Below are 17,685 nucleotides of genomic sequence, written 5' to 3'. Positions count from 1 at the left end.
ATTGTCCAGACGCCCTGTTTTTTGTGTCTGCACTGGCCTATTCGCGAGCAAGCTCGCTCCCACAGGACCGATGCGCTGCGGGGACGGCACGCCGCCGTATTTGATGACGACATGCGCCCCAACGCTGAAGCGCTTGGCGTTGTGCACAGGCTTTGTGGGAGCGAGCTTGCTCGCGAAAGCGATTGTCCAGACGCCCTGTTTTCTGTGGCTGCACTGGCCTATTCGCGAGCAAGCTCGCTCCCACAGGACCGATGCGCTGCGGGGACGGCACGCCGGCGTATTTGATGACGACATGCGCCCCACGCCGAAGCGCTTGGCGTTGTGCACAGGCTTTGTGGAAGCGAGCTTGCTCGCGAAAGCGATTGTCCAGACGCCCTGTTTTTTGTGTCTGCACTGGCCTATTCGCGAGCAAGCTCGCTCCCACAGGACCGATGTGCTGCGGGGACGGCACACCGACATATTTGATGAAGACATGCGCCCCCACACTGAAGCGCTTGGCGTTGTACACAGGTCTTGTGGGAGCGATAAGCACAAGGCGTGGGGACGAGACTTAGGGATTTTTAAAAGGACCGCATCATGAGCAAAACACTCGCTGCACTGGCCCTCGGCCTGTTGACCCTGACCGCTTACGCCGACGACAAACCCCTGAAAGTCGGGACCACGGCAGCCTTCGCCATACCGCTCGAAGCCGCTGTCGAAGAGGCCGGCAAGCAGGGCCTGAAAGTCGAGCTGGTCGAGTTCACCGACTGGATCGCGCCCAACGTCAGCCTCGCTGCTGGCGATATCGACGTGAACTACTTTCAGCACATCCCGTTTCTGACCAATGCCAACGAAGCCGCCGGGTTCGGCCTGGTGCCCTACGCCCCGGGAATCATCAACAACGTGGGTCTGTACTCGAAGAAGTACAAGCGCTTCGACGAACTGCCGACCGGCGCCACAGTCGCCATCGCCAATGACCCGATCAACAGCGGACGCGGCCTGCAACTGCTAGCCAAGGCCGGGCTGATCACGCTCAAGGAAGGTGTCGGCTACAAGGCCACCGAGGAAGACATCACCGCCAACCCGAAAAAACTCAAGCTCATTCAGGTCGAAGCCGTGCAACTGGTACGAGCCTACGACGATGCCGATCTGGTGCAGGGCTACCCCGCCTACATCCGTCTGGCCAAGACCTTTCCCGCCGACTCGGCGATCCTGTTCGACGGTCTGGATCACCCGGAATACGTGATCCAGTTCGTGATCAAGCCTGACCACAAGGATGATCCGCGTCTGGCGAAATTCGTCGACATTTATCAGCACTCGCCGGTCGTCCGCGCCTCACTGGACAAGGTCAACGGCAAGCTTTACCAGGCCGGGTGGAAAGAATGACCGCAACCGCGCAACGCCAACGGCCACTCGACACAACGGGCGCAGGTCAACGGGCGCAACAGGCCGAGCTGCATCCGGAGTTGAATCGCGCGCATGTGCGCTTCATCAACCTGGGCAAGACCTATCACGGCAAGCAAGGCCCGGTGGAGGCGCTGGGCAATATCGATCTGGCCGTCCAGCACGGCGAGATCTTCGGCATCATCGGCCGCAGCGGCGCAGGCAAATCCTCGTTGATCCGCACCATCAATCGCCTGGAGCAACCGAGCAACGGTCGCGTATTGATCGATCAGGTGGACATCGGTGAGTTCGACGAAGACAAGCTGGTGGAGCTGCGCCGACGCATCGGCATGATCTTCCAGCACTTCAACCTGATGTCGGCCAAGAACGTCTGGCAGAACGTCGAGCTGCCGCTCAAGGTCGCCGGCGTGCCCAGGGAGCAACGCGCGCGCAAGGTCGCGCAGTTGCTGGAGCTGGTGGGGTTGCAGGACAAGCACAAGGCGTATCCCGCGCAACTGTCCGGCGGGCAGAAACAGCGTGTCGGCATCGCTCGCGCGCTGGTGCACGACCCGGCGATTCTGTTGTGCGACGAAGCCACTTCGGCACTGGACCCGGAAACCACCCAGTCGATCCTCGGCCTGCTGCGCGAGATCAACCAGCGCCTGGGCCTGACCATCGTGCTGATCACCCATGAAATGGCGGTCATCCGTGATATCTGTCACCGCGTCGTGGTGCAGGAACAGGGACGAATCGTCGAGCAGGGGCCGGTATGGCAGGTGTTTGGCGACCCGCAGCACGACGTCAGCAAAACCCTGCTGGCGCCGCTGCAAACCGGACTGCCGAAAGAGTGGGCCGAGCGCCTGAGCGATCAGCCGCAACGACCCGATGCGGCCCTGCTGCTGGACGTGCATTTCACCGGCGTCAGCGCTGAAGGGCCGGATCTGGCGGCGCTGTTCACGGCACTGGGCGGCAAGGTGGAGTTGCTGCAAGGCGGCGTCGAGCGCATTCAGGACCGGGCCATCGGGCATCTCATTCTGTCGGTTGCCGGCTCGCCACACAGTCGGGACGAGCTACTGGCGCGCGCCCGCACACTGGCGCCACGCGCGGAGGTATTGGGTTATGTGGGTTGATCGCTTGCTGCAAGGCACCCTCGACACCTTCCTGATGGTCGGTGTGTCGTCATTGATCGCACTGCTGCTGGGCATCCCGCTGGCGGTGATTCTGGTGACCAGTTCCAAAGGCGGCATCTACGCAGCACCGGGGATCAACCGCGTGCTGGGCGGCTTCGTGAACCTGTTTCGCTCGATTCCGTTCTTGATCCTGATGGTCGCACTGATTCCGTTCACCCGGATGATTGTCGGCACCACCTATGGGGTCTGGGCAGCCGTCGTGCCGCTGACCATTGCCGCCACGCCATTCTTTGCGCGGATCGCCGAGGTCAGCCTGCGCGAGGTCGATCACGGCCTGGTCGAGGCCGCCCAAGCGATGGGCTGTCGTCGCTGGCACATCATCTGGCACGTGCTGCTGCCGGAAGCGCGTCCCGGTATCGTCGGTGGCTTCACCATTACCTTGGTGACCATGATCAACTCATCGGCCATGGCCGGTGCCATCGGTGCAGGCGGATTGGGCGATATTGCCTATCGCTATGGCTATCAGCGCTTCGACACGCAGGTGATGCTGACCGTGATCGTCTTGCTGGTTGCGGTCGTCGCGCTGGTGCAGCTGGGCGGCGACCGATTGGCACGCAGCTTCGACAGGCGCTGAGCAGCCGCCACGCAGCGAGGGTATATTGGCGGTCTTCCCTTACCGGACCGCCCTTGATGAAACTCGACCCACAGACCCTTGCGCAGATCACCGCCGCGACGCTCGGCAACTACAACAGCGTGGCCGACGACTTCCGCGCAGGCACCCGCGACCACGATGTCAGCCAGAATATCGACGCGCTGCTGCGCCATATCGAAGGACCGACGCCCTGGCAGATTCTCGACTTCGGCTGCGGGCCGGGGCGTGATCTGAAGGCGTTTACCGCGATGGGCCATGTGGCGGTCGGGCTCGACGGCTCCGAACGTTTCGCCGAGATGGCCCGCGCCGAGACCGGCTGCGAAGTGTTGCAGCAAAACTTCCTCGAACTCGACCTGCCGCAAGGCCGCTTCGATGGCCTCTTCGCCAACGCAGTGTTATTCCACATCCCCAAACAGGAGCTGCCGCGCGTCCTGCGTCAGTTGCATGCCACGCTCAAACCGGGCGGCGTGCTGTTCAGCTCCAATCCGCGCGGTGAGAATCAGGAAGGCTGGAACGGCGAACGTTACGGCGCTTATCACGACCTGGAATCATGGCGAAAATTGCTGACCGAAGCCGGCTTTGTCGAACTGGAGCACTACTACCGTCCCGCCGGGCTGCCGAGGGAGCAGCAACCATGGCTGGCGAGTGTCTGGCGGCGTCAGTGATGTCCGGCGTTGTGAAGCCGGTGTGCTGTTACTTCTGACAGTATCGCCCTGGCCACGCAAGCTTTAGCATCGTTGCACAGCAGTACTTGCATACGGCTGACAATGGACCTGACATCAACCGATCAAAGGAACTGATCATGGCGAATGAATATGTGCAGAACGGCGACTTCAGCGACGGCCTTGCCCACTGGGTAACACCGGAGGACTTTGAGCCAGACTTCAAGCCCATGGGGGAAGGCGCAGGTCAAAGCATTAAACTGAACATTGGAGTGGCAATCAGCCAGTCCATCGTCGATCTGCGGGCGAAGACCCTGCATATCGAATTCGATGTGATGAGCGCAGACCTGCGCATAGATGAGGTACTTTTTGTTATAGCCGTGGGTGGCTACAATCAGGAAGGCGCGATGAATCTATCCCCGGTCATCGGCCTCGCAACCCAGAAATGGGAACACATTTCCGGCGATATCAAGTTCGGAGAATTGCTTGATGACTTCTTCCTGAACGTATCGGCTCCGTCAGAAGCTTTTATCCTCGCGTTTTCAAACTCAAGACTGGCCTCACCGTACGGCCCTGTACGGTTCGCCAATCTCAGCCTGTCCATGATCGACGCCGAAGACGCCGACGGGAACGACTGATTACCGCGTCAGCAGCCCTGCCCCCTGTCACAGGCGGCAGGGCACGCCAGACTCAATGCGCCGGCTGCGCGTGCTCGCCTTCATCCTTGTCAGCCGCTTCGCGACGCTGTTCGTCGGTCGGCTCCTTGATGCGGTACCAGGCCACGTACAACGCGGGCAGGAACAGCAGGGTCAGCAGCGTGGCGATGATGATGCCGCCGATCATGGCGTAGGCCATCGGCCCCCAGAACACCTCACGGGCGATTGGAATCATGCCCAGGCTGGCCGCAGCCGCGGTCAGCAGGATCGGACGACGACGATGCTCGGTGGCTTCGACCACGGCGTCCCACGGCAGATAACCACTTTTCTCATAGGCATCGATCTGGGTCACCAGAATCACCGAGTTGCGGATGATGATGCCGATCAGCGCCAGCACCCCGAGAATCGCCACGAACCCCAGCGGCGTCCCCGTCGGGATCAGCGCAAGCACCACGCCTATCAGGCCGAGGGGCGCGACACTGGCCACCAGGAACATCTTCTGAATGCTGTGCAACTGAATCATCAGGAACGTCGCCATGAGGAACAGCATCAGCGGCGCAACGCTGGCAATCGGCCCCTGTGCCTTGCTGCTTTCTTCGACCGTACCGCCGGTTGCAACCTTGTAGCCGACCGGCAGACCCGCGGCAAACTTGTCGATTTCCGGTTGCAACTGCTTGACCAGATCAGTCGGCTGAATCGCGTCGCGGACGGCGCCTTTCACAGTGATGGTCGGCTTTCGATCGCGGCGCCAGACCAATGGCTGCTCCAGCTCGTAACCGACGGTGGCAAACGCCAGCAGCGGGATCGACGTGCCGGTCGGTGTCACGATTTGCAGGTTCTGCAGGGTTTCCGGCGTACCCCGCTCGGCGTCTTCAGCACGTCCGACCACGTTGATCAGATAGATGTCATCACGCACCTGAGTCACGGTAGAGCCGCTGACCACGCTGTTCATCAGCTTGGCGACGTCCTCGGACGACAGACCCAGCTGCCGGGCCTTGTCCTGGTTGATGTCGATGCGCAGCACCTTGCCCGGCTCGTTCCAGTCGTAGATCACTTCGCCCACATGTGGGTTGTGATCAAGCAGCGTGGCCAGCTCGATGGCGTGCTGACGCACCTTGTCGATGTTCTCGCCGCTGACGCGATACTGCAACGGACGACCCACCGGCGGGCCCATTTCCAGCGCCTGCACATACGACCCGATGCCGACGAAGTCATCACGCAGGCGCTTTTGCAGACGGGCAGTCAACGCGCCGCGCTCTTCCAGGCCTTTGCTGACAATGACCAGCTGGGCGTAAAACGGATTTTCCAGTTGCTGATCGAGCGGCAGGTAGAAACGCAACGCGCCCTGGCCGATGTAGGTGCTCCAGCGCTCGATGTCCGGATCGTCCTTGAGGCTCGCTTCAAAACGATCGACCAGCTTGCGCGTTTCGTTGATCGAGGCGTTCTGTGGCAGGTTCAGGTCGACCAGAATTTCCGGGCGGTCCGAAGACGGGAAGAACTGGTTCTGCACGAACTGCATGGAGAACAGCGATGCAGCGAACAACCCGACCGTGATGGCAATCGCCAGCCAGCGATGACGCATGGCCCAGAGCATGCTGCCGTTGAATGCCCGGCCTATGCGCCCCGGCTCTTCGGATTTGGGCTTGATGTTGGCGCTCAGAATGTGCACGCCGATCACCGGCGCAAACAACACGGCAACCACCCACGACACCAGCATCGCCACGGCAATCACGGCAAACAGCGTGAAGGTGTATTCCCCCGCCGAGCTGTTGTTCAGACCGATCGGCACAAAGCCGGCCACGGTCACCAGCGTACCGGTGAGCATCGGGAACGCGGTCGAGGTGTAGGCGTACGTCGCGGCCTGCTCCTTGGATTCCCCCATTTCCAGCCGTGTGACCATCATTTCCACGGTAATCATGGCGTCATCCACCAGCAGGCCGAGGGCGATGATCAGTGCGCCGAGGGAAATCCGTTGCATGGTGATGCCGCTGTATTCCATGAACACAAACACCATCGCCAGTACCAGCGGAATCGAGCACGCGACCACCAACCCCGCGCGAAACCCGAGGCTGACGAAGCTGACCAACAGCACGATAATCACCGCCTCGAACAACGCGCTGGTAAAGCCGCCCACGGCCTTGTTCACCACTTCGGCCTGATCCGACACCTTGTGCACGCCAATGCCGACTGGCAGCTCCGCCGTCGTAGCGTCCATACGTTCATGCAGCGCCTTGCCGAACGACTGGATATTGCCGCCCTTCTGCATCGCGATGGCCAGGCCGATCGCCGGTTTGCCATCGAAGCGGAACAGCGGCTTGGGCGGATCGGTGTAGCCACGGGTGATGTCAGCAATGTCGCTCAGACGGTAAAAACGGTCATTGATGCGCAGATTGACGGCAGCCAGATCCTTCTCGGAAGCGAACTGCCCGGAGGTGCGTACCGAGATCCGCTCCGGCCCGGCTTCGATCACCCCGGCGGGCGTCACCGCGTTCTGCGATTGCAGGCTTTGCACCACCTGGCTCTGATCGATGCCCAATGCCGCGAGTTTGCGTGTCGAGAAGTTCAGGTACAGCACTTCGTCCTGCTGACCGATCATCTCGACCTTGCCCAGGCCGGGCACGTCACGGATGTCGGCGCGAACCTTCTCGACGTAGTCACGCAACTGACGCATCGAGAAACCGTCGGCGGTAAACGCATAGATCGAGCCGTACACATCGCCGAACTCGTCGTTGAACGACGGGCCTTGCAGCCCCTGCGGGAACTGGCCACGGATGTCATCGACTTTCTTGCGCACCTGATACCAGATTTCCGGTATCGCCTTGGCATTGGTCGTATCACGCAAGTACACGAAAACCGTGGACTCGCCCGGTCGGGTATAGCTCTTCACGTAGTCCAGCGAGTCCAGCTCTTCGAGCTTCTTCTCGATCCGGTCGGTGACCTGCTCGAGGGTCTCGTCCACCGTCGCGCCCGGCCAGCGGGTCTGGATAATCATGGTCTTGATGGTGAAGGATGGGTCTTCCTCGCGGCCCAGCTTCATGTAGGAAAACACGCCCATCAACAGCGCGACGAACATCAGGTACCAGACGAACGACTGATGCTTGATGGCCCACTCGGACAGATTGAAATTCCCTTTCATCGCGGGCTTTCCTCATCGACTTTGACTTTCTGGCCCGGCTTGAGGCTGTTGACGCCCGCGCTCACCACTTTTTCACCCGCTTTGACGCCATCGGTCAGCACGAAGGAGTCGCTGTCACGGCTGGCAATAGTCACCGCTCTGGGGTTCACCGTCTGGCTCTGCGAGTCGACGATCCAGACCTGGCGTTTGCCATCGACTTCCTGCAGGGCATTGATCGGCAGACGCATGCGCGGCGTGATGGTCGAGCTGAGCGTCACGCTGATGGCCGTGCCCAGCCGGAACGCCGCTGGCGTTTGCGCCAGCGACAGACGCGCACGGCGCGTACGTGTGGTGCGGTCGGCCTGGGGCTCGATTTCGCGAATGGTGGCAGTGGTGTTCACTTCCGGATTCAGCTGACTGGCGACGGTGAAGACCACGTCGGACGGTAACTGGTCGGCCAATGTATCGGGCAGGTCGATCACCGCTTCCTTGATGTCCGGCCGCGCCAGGGTCACGACTTCCTGACCGGCTGTCACCACCTGTCCGGCTTCGACTTTCCACTCGGTAACCACCGCATCGTGATCACTGCGCAGCTCGCTGTAGCTTAATTGGTCGCGGGCCTGTTGAGCCGCGGCTTTGGCCTGCTCCTGCGACGAGCTGGCGGTCTTCAGGTCGGTCAGGGCGATGTCCAGTTGCGCCTGGGCACCGACGCCGCGATCGAACAGCTCCTGCTGGCGCCGAGCATTGGCCTGGGCGTTGATCAACTGCGCCTGAACATTGGCCAGGTCGCCCTGCCGGGCACGCACCGTGTTCTGCTGATCGGTCGGATCGAGGGTTGCCAGCAAGTCGCCTTTCTTGACTTCAGCGCCTACGTCAACATCGCGCCGGGCAATGCGCCCCGCGACACGAAAGCCCAGCACACTTTGATAACGCGCCTGGATATTGCCGGCGAAACGCCCGAAATCCTGATTCGACTCAGGCCGGACTTCGACAAACACGACGGGACGCACCGGCTCGGGAGGTGCTTCATCTTTGCCACAGCCACTCAATAAAACGCCGCTCAACAGCAGGCTGCCCAGCAACAGACATGACCGACGCTTCATGGCTGCACCTGTGCATTCTGTGGTTTGGGCTGTTCGGCAATGTCGACCTGCATGTCCGGGTGTAACAACTGTCCGCCTGCCACCACAACTTTCTCTCCACTCTTGAGCCCGTCGCCAATGATGACTTTGGACGTCAGGTAACGGGTAACGGTGACCTTGCGCAGATTGACCTTGCCCTGCTCGTCCACCACCCATACGGCAGGCTTGCCCAACTGTTCGCCGAGGTCCTTGGTCAGCGCCGCCCATGGCAACTCGACACTGGCGTTGGCCGGTGCGCTCAGCGCCACGCTGACCACCGAGCCCAGGTCCATGCCTTCCGGCAGCGGGTCCAGGGCAATCTTGATCTGCAAGGTACCGGTCTGCGCCGACACCGCCGGGGTCACTTCGCGCACTTTGCCGCTGACCTTGATGTTCGGGTTATCGAGCAACGTGACCTGCACGGCCTGATTGGTCGGCGGCTGAACGAACAGCGACTCGTAGACATTGAACACCGCATCGCGATCACCGTCGCGCGCCAGATCGAAAATCGGCATGGTGGCCTGCACCACTTGCCCGACTTCAGCCTGACGCGCGGTGATCACACCCGGCGCGTCAGCGACCAGAGCGGTATAACCCAGTTGCTCGCGAGCATTGGCCAGTTGCGCCTGCGCCGCTTTCAACGAACTCTCGCTGCCACGCACGGCGGCCTGGGCCGAGTCATATTCGCTGCGACTGGTATAACCCTTGGGCAGCAGCTTTTGCTGACGGACAAACGCAGCGCGGGACTGGCTCACGCGGGCCTGCTCGGCCGCCACGGCAGCAGCGGCCGAATCGACATTGGTCTGCAGATCCTTCGGATCGAGCCGCGCCAGCACCTGCCGGGCAGTGACCCGGTCGCCCACATCGACGTTACGCTGAATGATCTTGCCATTGACCCGGAAAGACAGGCGGGTCTGCACCCGCGCCTGAACATCACCGGTCAGGGCGACACTGGCGGCGAAGTCGGCACTTTTTACCGTCTGCACGTAAACCCTGGGCAGTTCGGGCGCCGCCGGTTTTTCCTCGCCACAGCCCGCCAGCGCCGCCAAGGCAGCGGCCAGACCGAACGTAACCAGTCTTGAAATACGAACGGGCATGCAGACTCCTTGTGCGACTGCCGGATGCGGACGTGATCAGGGCGAGAGAATAGCGTGAGTATGCGACTGTGTGCGAGAGGGAGGGTTCATTGGGGGGCGCTATTTGCAGGAGAAGGGAGCCTGTCAGCTGACTATAGAGAACAGGACATGCTACGAGAGTGGACCGTTCTGAAAGAATGACTGACAGGCACATGATACATACTTGAAACCCCGGCTAGCCCAAGCCTTCGTTTACCGTGCGGGCCGTGACAACAGACATGAGCGGAGTCTGCTTTTATAGTTAGATGAGACTGACCTCTTTAGTCCCGCAACAGCGATGCATATTGATCCCTCCCGGTAATTTCAATGCCACTCACGTTATCTCCCTGATCGCGTGTGCTTTAGTGCGAAGCGTCTGACCATCATCGATACGCGTCAAAGTCAGTAAACCAGGGGGCCTACTAGTCGAATCAAGTACTACAACGCGTTTCGCATCTTTATCTCGTATTTTATTGAGCATAACCGGGTCAAGAAAGCTGGAAGAATAGTAATCGTAAGGACCGTTCTTCATGACGTCGGCCTCCATAAGCTCTAATCGAAACGTAAGTGCACTGTCAGAAGATGCGGGGGGGCCCTTCAATTCATCAGCATGGCGAGTCAATTCATCAGCCTGGCGAGTCAATGCCTCAGCATGGCGAGCGCTCGATTGTTTTCTAGCGGACGCCAAATCACTCGCCTCCCTCTTGCCTGTTTTAATCTTGGCTCTCATTTGTTTTAACTTGACGCTCGTCTGTTTTAACTTGAAACCCGTCGTAGCAAATGCCCCCAAGCCGGCCATCAAAGAGATGCTCCCGACGACGGTGAGCGTGGTACCGAGCGTACTGTCCGAATCCTTGAGCCCGGCAGCCGTCGCTATTGCGCCCGCTCCGGCAGCACTAAGTACAATGCCTGATATCAAAGCAGCCAACGCCGAGAAATGCCCCGTCGGATCAACCCGATTGACCGGATCACCCACACAATACGCATACGCATTCAACCCGCCCTTGCCAAACGGGCTCATGCTGTCAGGACTGTTGAAGCGCATCAAAACCGGGTTGTAGGCGCGATAGCCATTGCCGAGCAGGTAATGGCCGGTCAGCGGGTCAGGCTGCTCGCCGTTGAAACCGGGTAGCTCTGCACTAGCCTGCACGGCTTGATGATGCCCGAATGGCGTATAGACAACGTCAGATTGTTGCCCGGCTTCGCTCGCGTGCAGAACGCTATTGTTACGGTCGCCGGCGATCATCGTCGTCACGACCTCATCGCCCTCCCGAAGCTGTTGCGCCAGCAGCTGGCCGCCTGCGCGGACACAGGTTCTTTGCCTGCCGCCCTGCAACTCGGTCATCAGTTGTTCGCCGTTGTAGAACCGGTTGAAGACGGCCTGAGCTAACGGGGTCAATGTGGACACACGGTCCAGCGGGTCGTAGGTGTACCTGCACAGAATGGCCATTATCGTTCCTTGATGATGACGAAGTCAGAGCTTCAGCGTGACCCGAGTCGTGATGCAGGTCTACTGGCAGAAATGTCAGCGACCAGGTTCATGTAGAGCGTGGAGAGACGCAATGCTGATTTCAGGCCAAACGGACTCAGGCTCTCGGCGCCGTTGAACCGCATCAAAAGGGGTTTGTAGGCGCGATAAAATTCCAGAAGACACATCTACCCTGAAGGTCCCTGACGAAATGGAATCTGGTTTAGATTAAACTGCCGTTTCGCGCACCGACCCGGCACTCCCACGGATACGCGCAACATCAATTGAAATACCGGGTAATGCAGGTGAGGCCGAATTGCTCCGCACCGAGGAATTACCAGGCCGAGAAGGAAATTCAGCTAGCTCTATCGCCTCGGCATAGGTGGGCGGTGGCGCTTCGACATAGACGGGCGGTGGCGCGTTGGGACGCTCCATCGCTTGGTCGTAAGTTGGGGGCCTGTCGGTGGATGCAGCGGATGGCGCAGAGTGGTGATCTGGAAGCTCTCTCGCGGAGCTATTTGTCGGGCCGCGAGCCCGGCCACGAGTAAAGGCGGATTTTGCGGACATTGCACCACCGGCCAATGACAAGGCACCCAGACCAACAGCCGCCCAACCCAGTTCCGAGCCACCCTCTACATCGTAATAATTCATAAGCGCAGATGCTGTAGTCGCGGAAGAAGCACCAAATCCGGCAAGCATAGTCGGCCCAACCACTTTAACGTTCCGTACTCTAGGAAAGGCATAAATGCCTAATGCAACACCCACCACAGCCATGGCCAAGCTTGCATAAAATTCCCAGGACTCATGCCCTGTAGGGTCTGTGCGATTAACCGGATCCCCCACACAATAGGCATACGCATTCACCCCACCCTTGCCAAACGGGCTCATGCTGTCCGGACTGTTGAAGCGCATCAAAACCGGGTTGTAGGCGCGATAACCGTTGCCGAGAAGGTAATGGCCGGTCAGCGGGTCAGGCTGCTCGCCGTTGAAACCGGGTAGCTCCGCGACAGGCCGGACAGCATCACGATGACCGTAAGGCGAATAGGCAATATCTGCTTGCTGCATGGCACCGCTCGCGTGCAGAACGCTGTTTTGCTGGTCACCGGAGAGCATCGTCGTCATCACTTCATCACCCTCGCGACTCTGCTGCGCCAGCAGCTGGCCGCCTGCGCGGACACAGGTTCTTTGCCTGCCGCCCTGCAACTCGGTCATCAGTTGTTCGCCGTTGTAGAACCGGTTGAAGACGGCCTGAGCCAACGGCGTCAATGTGGACACACGGTCCAGCGGGTCGTAGGTGTACCTGCACAGAATGGCCATTATCGTTCCCTGATGATGACGAAGTCAGAGCTTCAGCGTGACCCGAGTCGTGATGCAGGTCTACTGGTAAAAATGTCAGCGACCGGGTTTATGCAGAGAACGAAGAGGATGTTCAAAGATGAGTGTTTTGAATCTCTGGATCATCACTTCGAATACTTGAACGTGAGGATCGAATGCGATTAGACCCAGTTAAGGAGCTCTGCTTAGACATCGAAGCTTTTTTTGCAGCTCGCGCTGAGGGTCTGGAACGATAATACGTCCAGCCACGAAACCCGAGGACAGGGACAACAACAACTATAGCAACGCTTCTCAGCGTACGAGCTGCCAGTGAATCACGCTCGAACTTACCTGCAATATAAGAGGCGGTCCATGTCGCACTGGCAATCAGCGCTCCGACACCAATGGCTGCCGAGACTTTTTCCACCGTGGTCGCCGGTCTTCTGAGCGCGGAAGTCTGGGAGAGGGCATTATCGACAGCGTTTGCTTCGGGATCTAGCTTCACTCCCTTTATCACAGCCTTTATAGACGAACGAGCCGTCAGAAGGCCAAAAACGCCGGTAACAAGGGCTGTGCCAAGGTAGATGTACGTCTGCACATCATCAATGAGTCCATGTCCCGTAGGATCGGATCGATTGACCGGGTCACCCGCACAATAGCCATACGCATTGACTCCGCCGTTGCCAAACGGACTCAGGCTGTCAGGGCTGTTGAAGCGCATCAGAACGGGGTTGTAGGCGCGATAACCATTGCCCAACAGATAATGACCGGTCAACGGGTCAGGTCGCTCACCGTTGAAGCCTGGCAGCGGGTTCAGCGCTTGCCGATGCCCATAGGGGGTGTAGGCGATAGCGGCAGGCAAGCCGGCCGATACGGTGTGGAGCACGCTGTGCTGTTGGTCCGAGCCGATCAACAACGTGGCGAGCGCTGACTGCGTAGCGAGCAACTGGCGATCGTGATGCAGGAAGCGAAGGTGTTCTGCATCCTGAATCTCGCTGGCCAGCGTGTCGGACTGATAGAACGAACGGGCAATGGACCCTCCCACAGGCGTGCGAGTCGCGAGCCGGTCCAGCGCGTCGTAGCGGTAGCGGCATGGAGTGGTTTGCTGGCGCATGACGAGTAACCGGAGTGGTCTTTCAGCGAGGCAGGCCTCTTCAAGCACACAATGCGTTAACTGAACCTTAGCGGCTACTCGTAGAACTGCTAGGTTTCATCAGGGCTGTCAGGGTTCTGAACACATTCCAGCGAGCGCTCCAGCTCGGCCTTGGCCATATTGATCAGATGCACCACCGAGAATGCCAGATCGCGTTTCAGGCCATCGAGGTTGTCACCGGTTTCATACGCGGTGGCAGAGGCACAGCGCAGTATGTCGCTGACCTGTATCAGAGAGTCTTCCAGAGAGTTGGGGAGCGGCGGGGACGGGGTTGAGTTGATCATCATGTGTGCCTCTGCAAGTGGGGCCATCAGATGTTCGCTGCTAAACAAACAAGGGTGGCGACTTTGACGCGGGTTAGCAGACCGGTAGAGAACACAGACCCGGCGCACTCGAAAGTGCCCCACGCAAAGCCGCCATAAAACGGTAATTGCGCTGCGTGTCTCTGGACAGGCTGCTAAACCCGATCGCTGAAAATCAGCGACCGACGCAGCCTAGAGTGCAGAGTTGGCAGGCACAAGGGCCCGGGATTTTCTAGGAAAGGTCATACGCAGGAAAGAGAAAAGACTGAAAGAAAGGTCCTGCAGGACAGGTTTTTCGTGAGCGGAAGTAACCTGAATCTTTCAGAAGAGGACGCAGAGCGTCCAGAACGGCATTCCCACGCTGGAGCGTGAGGAACGATAGGCGCCCGGGAGATCACTTATCGTTCCTCACGCTCTGCGTGGGAATGCTCTTCATGACGCTCCGCGTCATACATTCAGGAGGACGCAGAGCGTCCGGAAATCCATACCCACGCGGAGCATGGGTACGATGGCGTTCCCGAGATCACTTATCGTTCCTCACGCTCTGCGTGGGAATGCCGTTCGTGACGCTCCGCGTCATCCGCAAACCGCGCCGATCAACTGCCCTCGGTGCCGTGCGCTTCTTCGAAGAAGAAATCCTTCCAGCTCGCCGCCTTGTTTTTCAACACACCCAGTTCATGCAGTTTCTCGGCGTAGATGAAGGTGCGCTGCGGCGTGACGGTGAAGTCGATTTCCGGGTCGGCGACGATTTTCTCTACCAGTGGCAACGGTAGCTTCGATTGCTCGACGCGGATGTAGGTCTGCGCGGCAGCGGGCTTGTCGGCCTTGATGATCTTCTCGGCTTCGGCCAGCGCATCGTAGAACGCCTTGTAGGTCTTGGGGTTTTCGTCGTGAAATTTCTCGGTGGTGTAGAGCACGTTGAACGTCGCCTGGCCGCCCAGCACGTCATAGGAACTGAGCACCTTATGCACGTTGGCGCTCTCCAGTTCCTGGTACTGGAACGGCGGGCTGGAGAAGTGCGAGTTGATTTCCGAGCCACCGGCAATCAGCGCGGAAGTCGCATCCGGGTGCGCGAGGCTGACCGAGATGTTGTCGAATTTCTTGTAGTTGTCGTTACCGAACAGCTTGGCGGTCTCGATCTGCAACGTGCGCGACTGGAAGCCCACGCCCGCAGCCGGTACGGCGATGCGGTCCTTGTCGGTGAAGTCCTTGAGGGTCTTGACGTTGGGGTTGTTGGTCAGCAGGTAGTTGGGCATCGAACCCAGCGAGGCAATCGCCTTGACGTTCTGCTTGCCCTTGGTGCGGTCCCAGACGGTCAGCATCGGCGGCACGCCTGCCGACACCACATCCAGTGCGCCGGCCAGCAACGCTTCGTTCATCGCCGTGGCACCGGAGATGCTGTTCCAGTCGACCTTGATGTCGAGGCCCTGCTCCTTGCCGTGTTTCTCGATCAGTTTCTGATCGCGCACCACGTCGAGGATCAGGTAGCCAATGCCGAATTGCTGAGCGATGCTGATCTTGCCTTCAGCCTGGGCACCGCCGCTGAGCAGCGCGCCAAACAAGCCAAGCGTCGCCGCCAACACACTCAGTGCCGGGCGTTGAAATGCAGTTTTCATGTGGTTCTCACCCTGATTATTCAAAAAAAGACGGCGTTTCAACGCTGCATGCCCCAGCGCTTGACGGTCAGGCGTTCGATGTTGGCGAACAGCAGGTTCTCGACCAGCAGGCCGATGAGGATCACCGCTGCCAGGCCTGCGAAGACCTTGTCGGTATACAGCTCGTTACGGTTCTGGAAGATGTACCAGCCCAGACCGCCCTTGCCGGAGGACGCGCCAAACACCAGTTCGGCGGCGATCAGCGTGCGCCAGGCAAAGGCCCAGCCGATCTTCAGACCGGCGAGAATCGATGGCAGCGCAGCGGGGATCAGGATGTGCCAGACAAAGCGCAGGCCTTTGAGACCATAGTTGCGCCCGGCCATGCGCTGGGTTTCCGAGACACCCAGAAAGCCCGCGTAAGTATTGAGCGCCAGTGCCCACAGCACCGAATGCACCAGCACGAAGATCAGGCTGTTCTGACCCAGCCCGAACCACAGCAGCGCCAGCGGTAGCAGGGCAATGGCCGGTAGCGGGTTGAACATCGCAGTCAGCGTGCTGAGCAGGTCGCGGCCCAGTTGGGTGGACACTGCCAGGGTGGTCAGGGCGAACGCCAGCACGATGCCGATCAGGTAGCCCTGAATCAGCACGGTCAGGGAGATCCAGACCTTGCCCGGCAACTCACCGGAAATCAGCCCGTCATAAAAGGCGGCCGCCGTTTGCAGAAAGCTCGGCAACAGCAGGTCGTTGTTCTGCAGACGTGCGGCCAGTTCCCAGATCACCGCCAGGGCGATCATGATGACGCATTTGCGCACCCAGCCCAGTTGCCAGATGCGCTGTGCCAGGGGCAGGTCGCGGGTCAGGTCTTCCTGAGTGAAAGGCTCCAGCGTGATTTCATATTCTTCGCGAGCGGGAGGTGCGAGGCTCATGATTCGGGTTCTCGGTAGTCGTAAAAAGCGTATACAGAACGCTCTGGGAAGCGTTAATACGCACAGCATTCATTATTTAGCCTTTGATTCTGCTCGCAGGGCGTGGAGCGAGTTTGTTCGCGAATGGGCCGTTACATTCTCAGAAGATGCATTGTCTGAACTACCGTCTTCGCGAACGAGTTCGCTCCTACGGCCTTCGGCCAGAATCAAAAACCTGTACCAGTGCGGCCAGTCAATAAGCGATCCGGATGTCCTGAAAATTCAGATCCTGCTCCACCGGCCCGGCCTCGCCCTCATCGAACAACAACCGATGAATACGCTGCGCGGTTTGCTGAAAACCGACACCGCCGAGGCTTTTCAGGTCGTATTGATGGCTGTTGATTTCCGCCCTTACACGGCCCGGATGCGGCGACAGCAGCAGGATGCGATTGCCAACCACCAGCGCTTCTTCGATGGAGTGCGTGACGAACAGCAGCGTAAAGCGCACCTCATCCCACAGCTCCAGCAGCTCTTCCTGCATCTTGCGTCGGGTCAGTGCATCCAGCGCGGCAAAGGGTTCGTCCATCAGCAGGATTTTCGGCTGCATGGCCAGAGCCCGGGCAATCGCCACGCGGGCTTTCATGCCACCGGACAAGGTGTGCGGGTAGGCATCGGCAAACGCACTGAGGCCGACCTTTTCCAGGTAGTAACGCGCGCGCTCCAGCGCTTCGGGGCGCTTCAGCGTGCGTGATGCCAGCAGCGGAAACATGACGTTCTCGATCACGGTTTTCCACGGCGGCAGCTGGTCGAATTCCTGAAACACCACGATGCGGTCCGGGCCAGGCTCGGTGACCTGATGCCCCGCCAGACGAATCTCGCCCTCACTGGGCTCGATGAAACCGGCCACCGCCTTGAGCAGGGTCGACTTGCCGCAACCGGACGGGCCGAGCAGCACGAAACGATCGGCCGGATCGACTTCGAAACTGACCTGATGCGTCGCCCGCACAACGCGTTCTGGCGTGCGGTATTCGAGGCTGACGCCGCGAACTTGCAGCAAGGCTTCAGCAGTGGGCTGTGCAGCCGACTGCGCTTGGGTGCTGGTGCTGGCCGTGTGGCCTTGCGCGACAGCATTCAT

15 protein-coding genes are annotated in these 17,685 nt (G+C 59.6%); 5 read left to right on the top strand and 10 right to left on the bottom strand.

What is annotated here, in order from left to right; translation table 11 throughout:
- The first annotated feature begins 576 nt into the window (after positions 1 to 576).
- From KBY02_RS18195 to KBY02_RS18175, 5 genes are all read left to right on the top strand, one after another.
- The gene (locus KBY02_RS18195; RefSeq protein ID WP_103359486.1) at positions 577 to 1,365 is read left to right on the top strand and encodes a MetQ/NlpA family ABC transporter substrate-binding protein; all 789 of its coding nucleotides are present in this window, start codon (positions 577 to 579) and stop codon (positions 1,363 to 1,365) included.
- Complete coding sequence (locus KBY02_RS18190) at positions 1,362 to 2,492, top strand: methionine ABC transporter ATP-binding protein (RefSeq protein WP_225650670.1); 1,131 nt, start codon at positions 1,362 to 1,364, stop codon at positions 2,490 to 2,492. The genes KBY02_RS18195 and KBY02_RS18190 overlap by 4 nt, the downstream gene beginning before the upstream one ends.
- Positions 2,482 to 3,126, top strand: a complete 645-nt coding sequence (locus KBY02_RS18185; RefSeq protein ID WP_003403166.1) for a methionine ABC transporter permease — start codon at positions 2,482 to 2,484, stop codon at positions 3,124 to 3,126. Before KBY02_RS18190 ends, KBY02_RS18185 begins: the two co-directional genes overlap by 11 nt.
- A gap of 56 nt (positions 3,127 to 3,182) precedes the next feature.
- Positions 3,183 to 3,809: a class I SAM-dependent methyltransferase gene (locus KBY02_RS18180; RefSeq protein WP_024661045.1), complete on the top strand. Its 627-nt coding sequence runs from the start codon at positions 3,183 to 3,185 to the stop codon at positions 3,807 to 3,809.
- 137 nt (positions 3,810 to 3,946) lie between these two features.
- On the top strand, positions 3,947 to 4,444 hold the full coding sequence (locus KBY02_RS18175; protein ID WP_003403170.1) for a hypothetical protein: 498 nt from the start codon (positions 3,947 to 3,949) through the stop codon (positions 4,442 to 4,444).
- A gap of 52 nt (positions 4,445 to 4,496) precedes the next feature.
- Here the strand turns inward: KBY02_RS18175 and KBY02_RS18170 are convergent, their stop codons facing one another.
- The 10 genes from KBY02_RS18170 to KBY02_RS18125 all read right to left on the bottom strand — a co-directional run bounded on the left by KBY02_RS18170 (position 4,497) and on the right by KBY02_RS18125 (position 17,685).
- Entirely contained in the window at positions 4,497 to 7,598 is a 3,102-nt protein-coding gene (locus KBY02_RS18170) for an efflux RND transporter permease subunit (protein ID WP_024661043.1), read from the bottom strand.
- On the bottom strand, positions 7,595 to 8,680 hold the full coding sequence (locus KBY02_RS18165) for an efflux RND transporter periplasmic adaptor subunit (RefSeq protein ID WP_024639257.1): 1,086 nt from the start codon (positions 8,678 to 8,680) through the stop codon (positions 7,595 to 7,597). The genes KBY02_RS18170 and KBY02_RS18165 overlap by 4 nt, the downstream gene beginning before the upstream one ends.
- Positions 8,677 to 9,795, bottom strand: coding sequence for an efflux RND transporter periplasmic adaptor subunit (locus tag KBY02_RS18160; RefSeq protein ID WP_011266337.1), 1,119 nt, complete (start codon positions 9,793 to 9,795; stop codon positions 8,677 to 8,679). Before KBY02_RS18160 ends, KBY02_RS18165 begins: the two co-directional genes overlap by 4 nt.
- Before the next feature lie 352 nt (positions 9,796 to 10,147).
- Entirely contained in the window at positions 10,148 to 11,263 is a 1,116-nt protein-coding gene (locus KBY02_RS18155) for an RHS repeat-associated core domain-containing protein (RefSeq protein WP_024641565.1), read from the bottom strand.
- A gap of 246 nt (positions 11,264 to 11,509) precedes the next feature.
- Positions 11,510 to 12,598 (bottom strand): RHS repeat-associated core domain-containing protein, encoded by a 1,089-nt coding sequence (locus KBY02_RS18150; protein ID WP_225650669.1) that lies wholly within the window; start codon positions 12,596 to 12,598, stop codon positions 11,510 to 11,512.
- A gap of 112 nt (positions 12,599 to 12,710) precedes the next feature.
- A complete protein-coding gene (locus KBY02_RS18145; protein ID WP_225650668.1) occupies positions 12,711 to 13,709 on the bottom strand; it encodes an RHS repeat-associated core domain-containing protein in 999 nt (332 codons plus the stop codon).
- Between the two features lie 89 nt (positions 13,710 to 13,798).
- Positions 13,799 to 14,032 carry a DUF6124 family protein gene (locus KBY02_RS18140; RefSeq protein WP_024641568.1) on the bottom strand — a complete coding sequence of 78 codons (234 nt, stop codon included), beginning with the start codon at positions 14,030 to 14,032 and terminating at the stop codon, positions 13,799 to 13,801.
- A 614-nt stretch (positions 14,033 to 14,646) separates the two neighbouring features.
- Entirely contained in the window at positions 14,647 to 15,666 is a 1,020-nt protein-coding gene (locus KBY02_RS18135; RefSeq protein ID WP_116830728.1) for an ABC transporter substrate-binding protein, read from the bottom strand.
- A 38-nt stretch (positions 15,667 to 15,704) separates the two neighbouring features.
- Positions 15,705 to 16,571: an ABC transporter permease gene (locus KBY02_RS18130; RefSeq protein ID WP_103754362.1), complete on the bottom strand. Its 867-nt coding sequence runs from the start codon at positions 16,569 to 16,571 to the stop codon at positions 15,705 to 15,707.
- A 232-nt stretch (positions 16,572 to 16,803) separates the two neighbouring features.
- Entirely contained in the window at positions 16,804 to 17,685 is an 882-nt protein-coding gene (locus tag KBY02_RS18125; RefSeq protein WP_096104311.1) for an ABC transporter ATP-binding protein, read from the bottom strand.

It is taken from the genome of Pseudomonas sp. P129 (assembly GCF_020312195.1).
Classification (GTDB): Bacteria; Pseudomonadota; Gammaproteobacteria; order Pseudomonadales; family Pseudomonadaceae; genus Aquipseudomonas; species Aquipseudomonas fragariae.
This window is presented reverse-complemented; position numbering and strand designations above follow the sequence as displayed.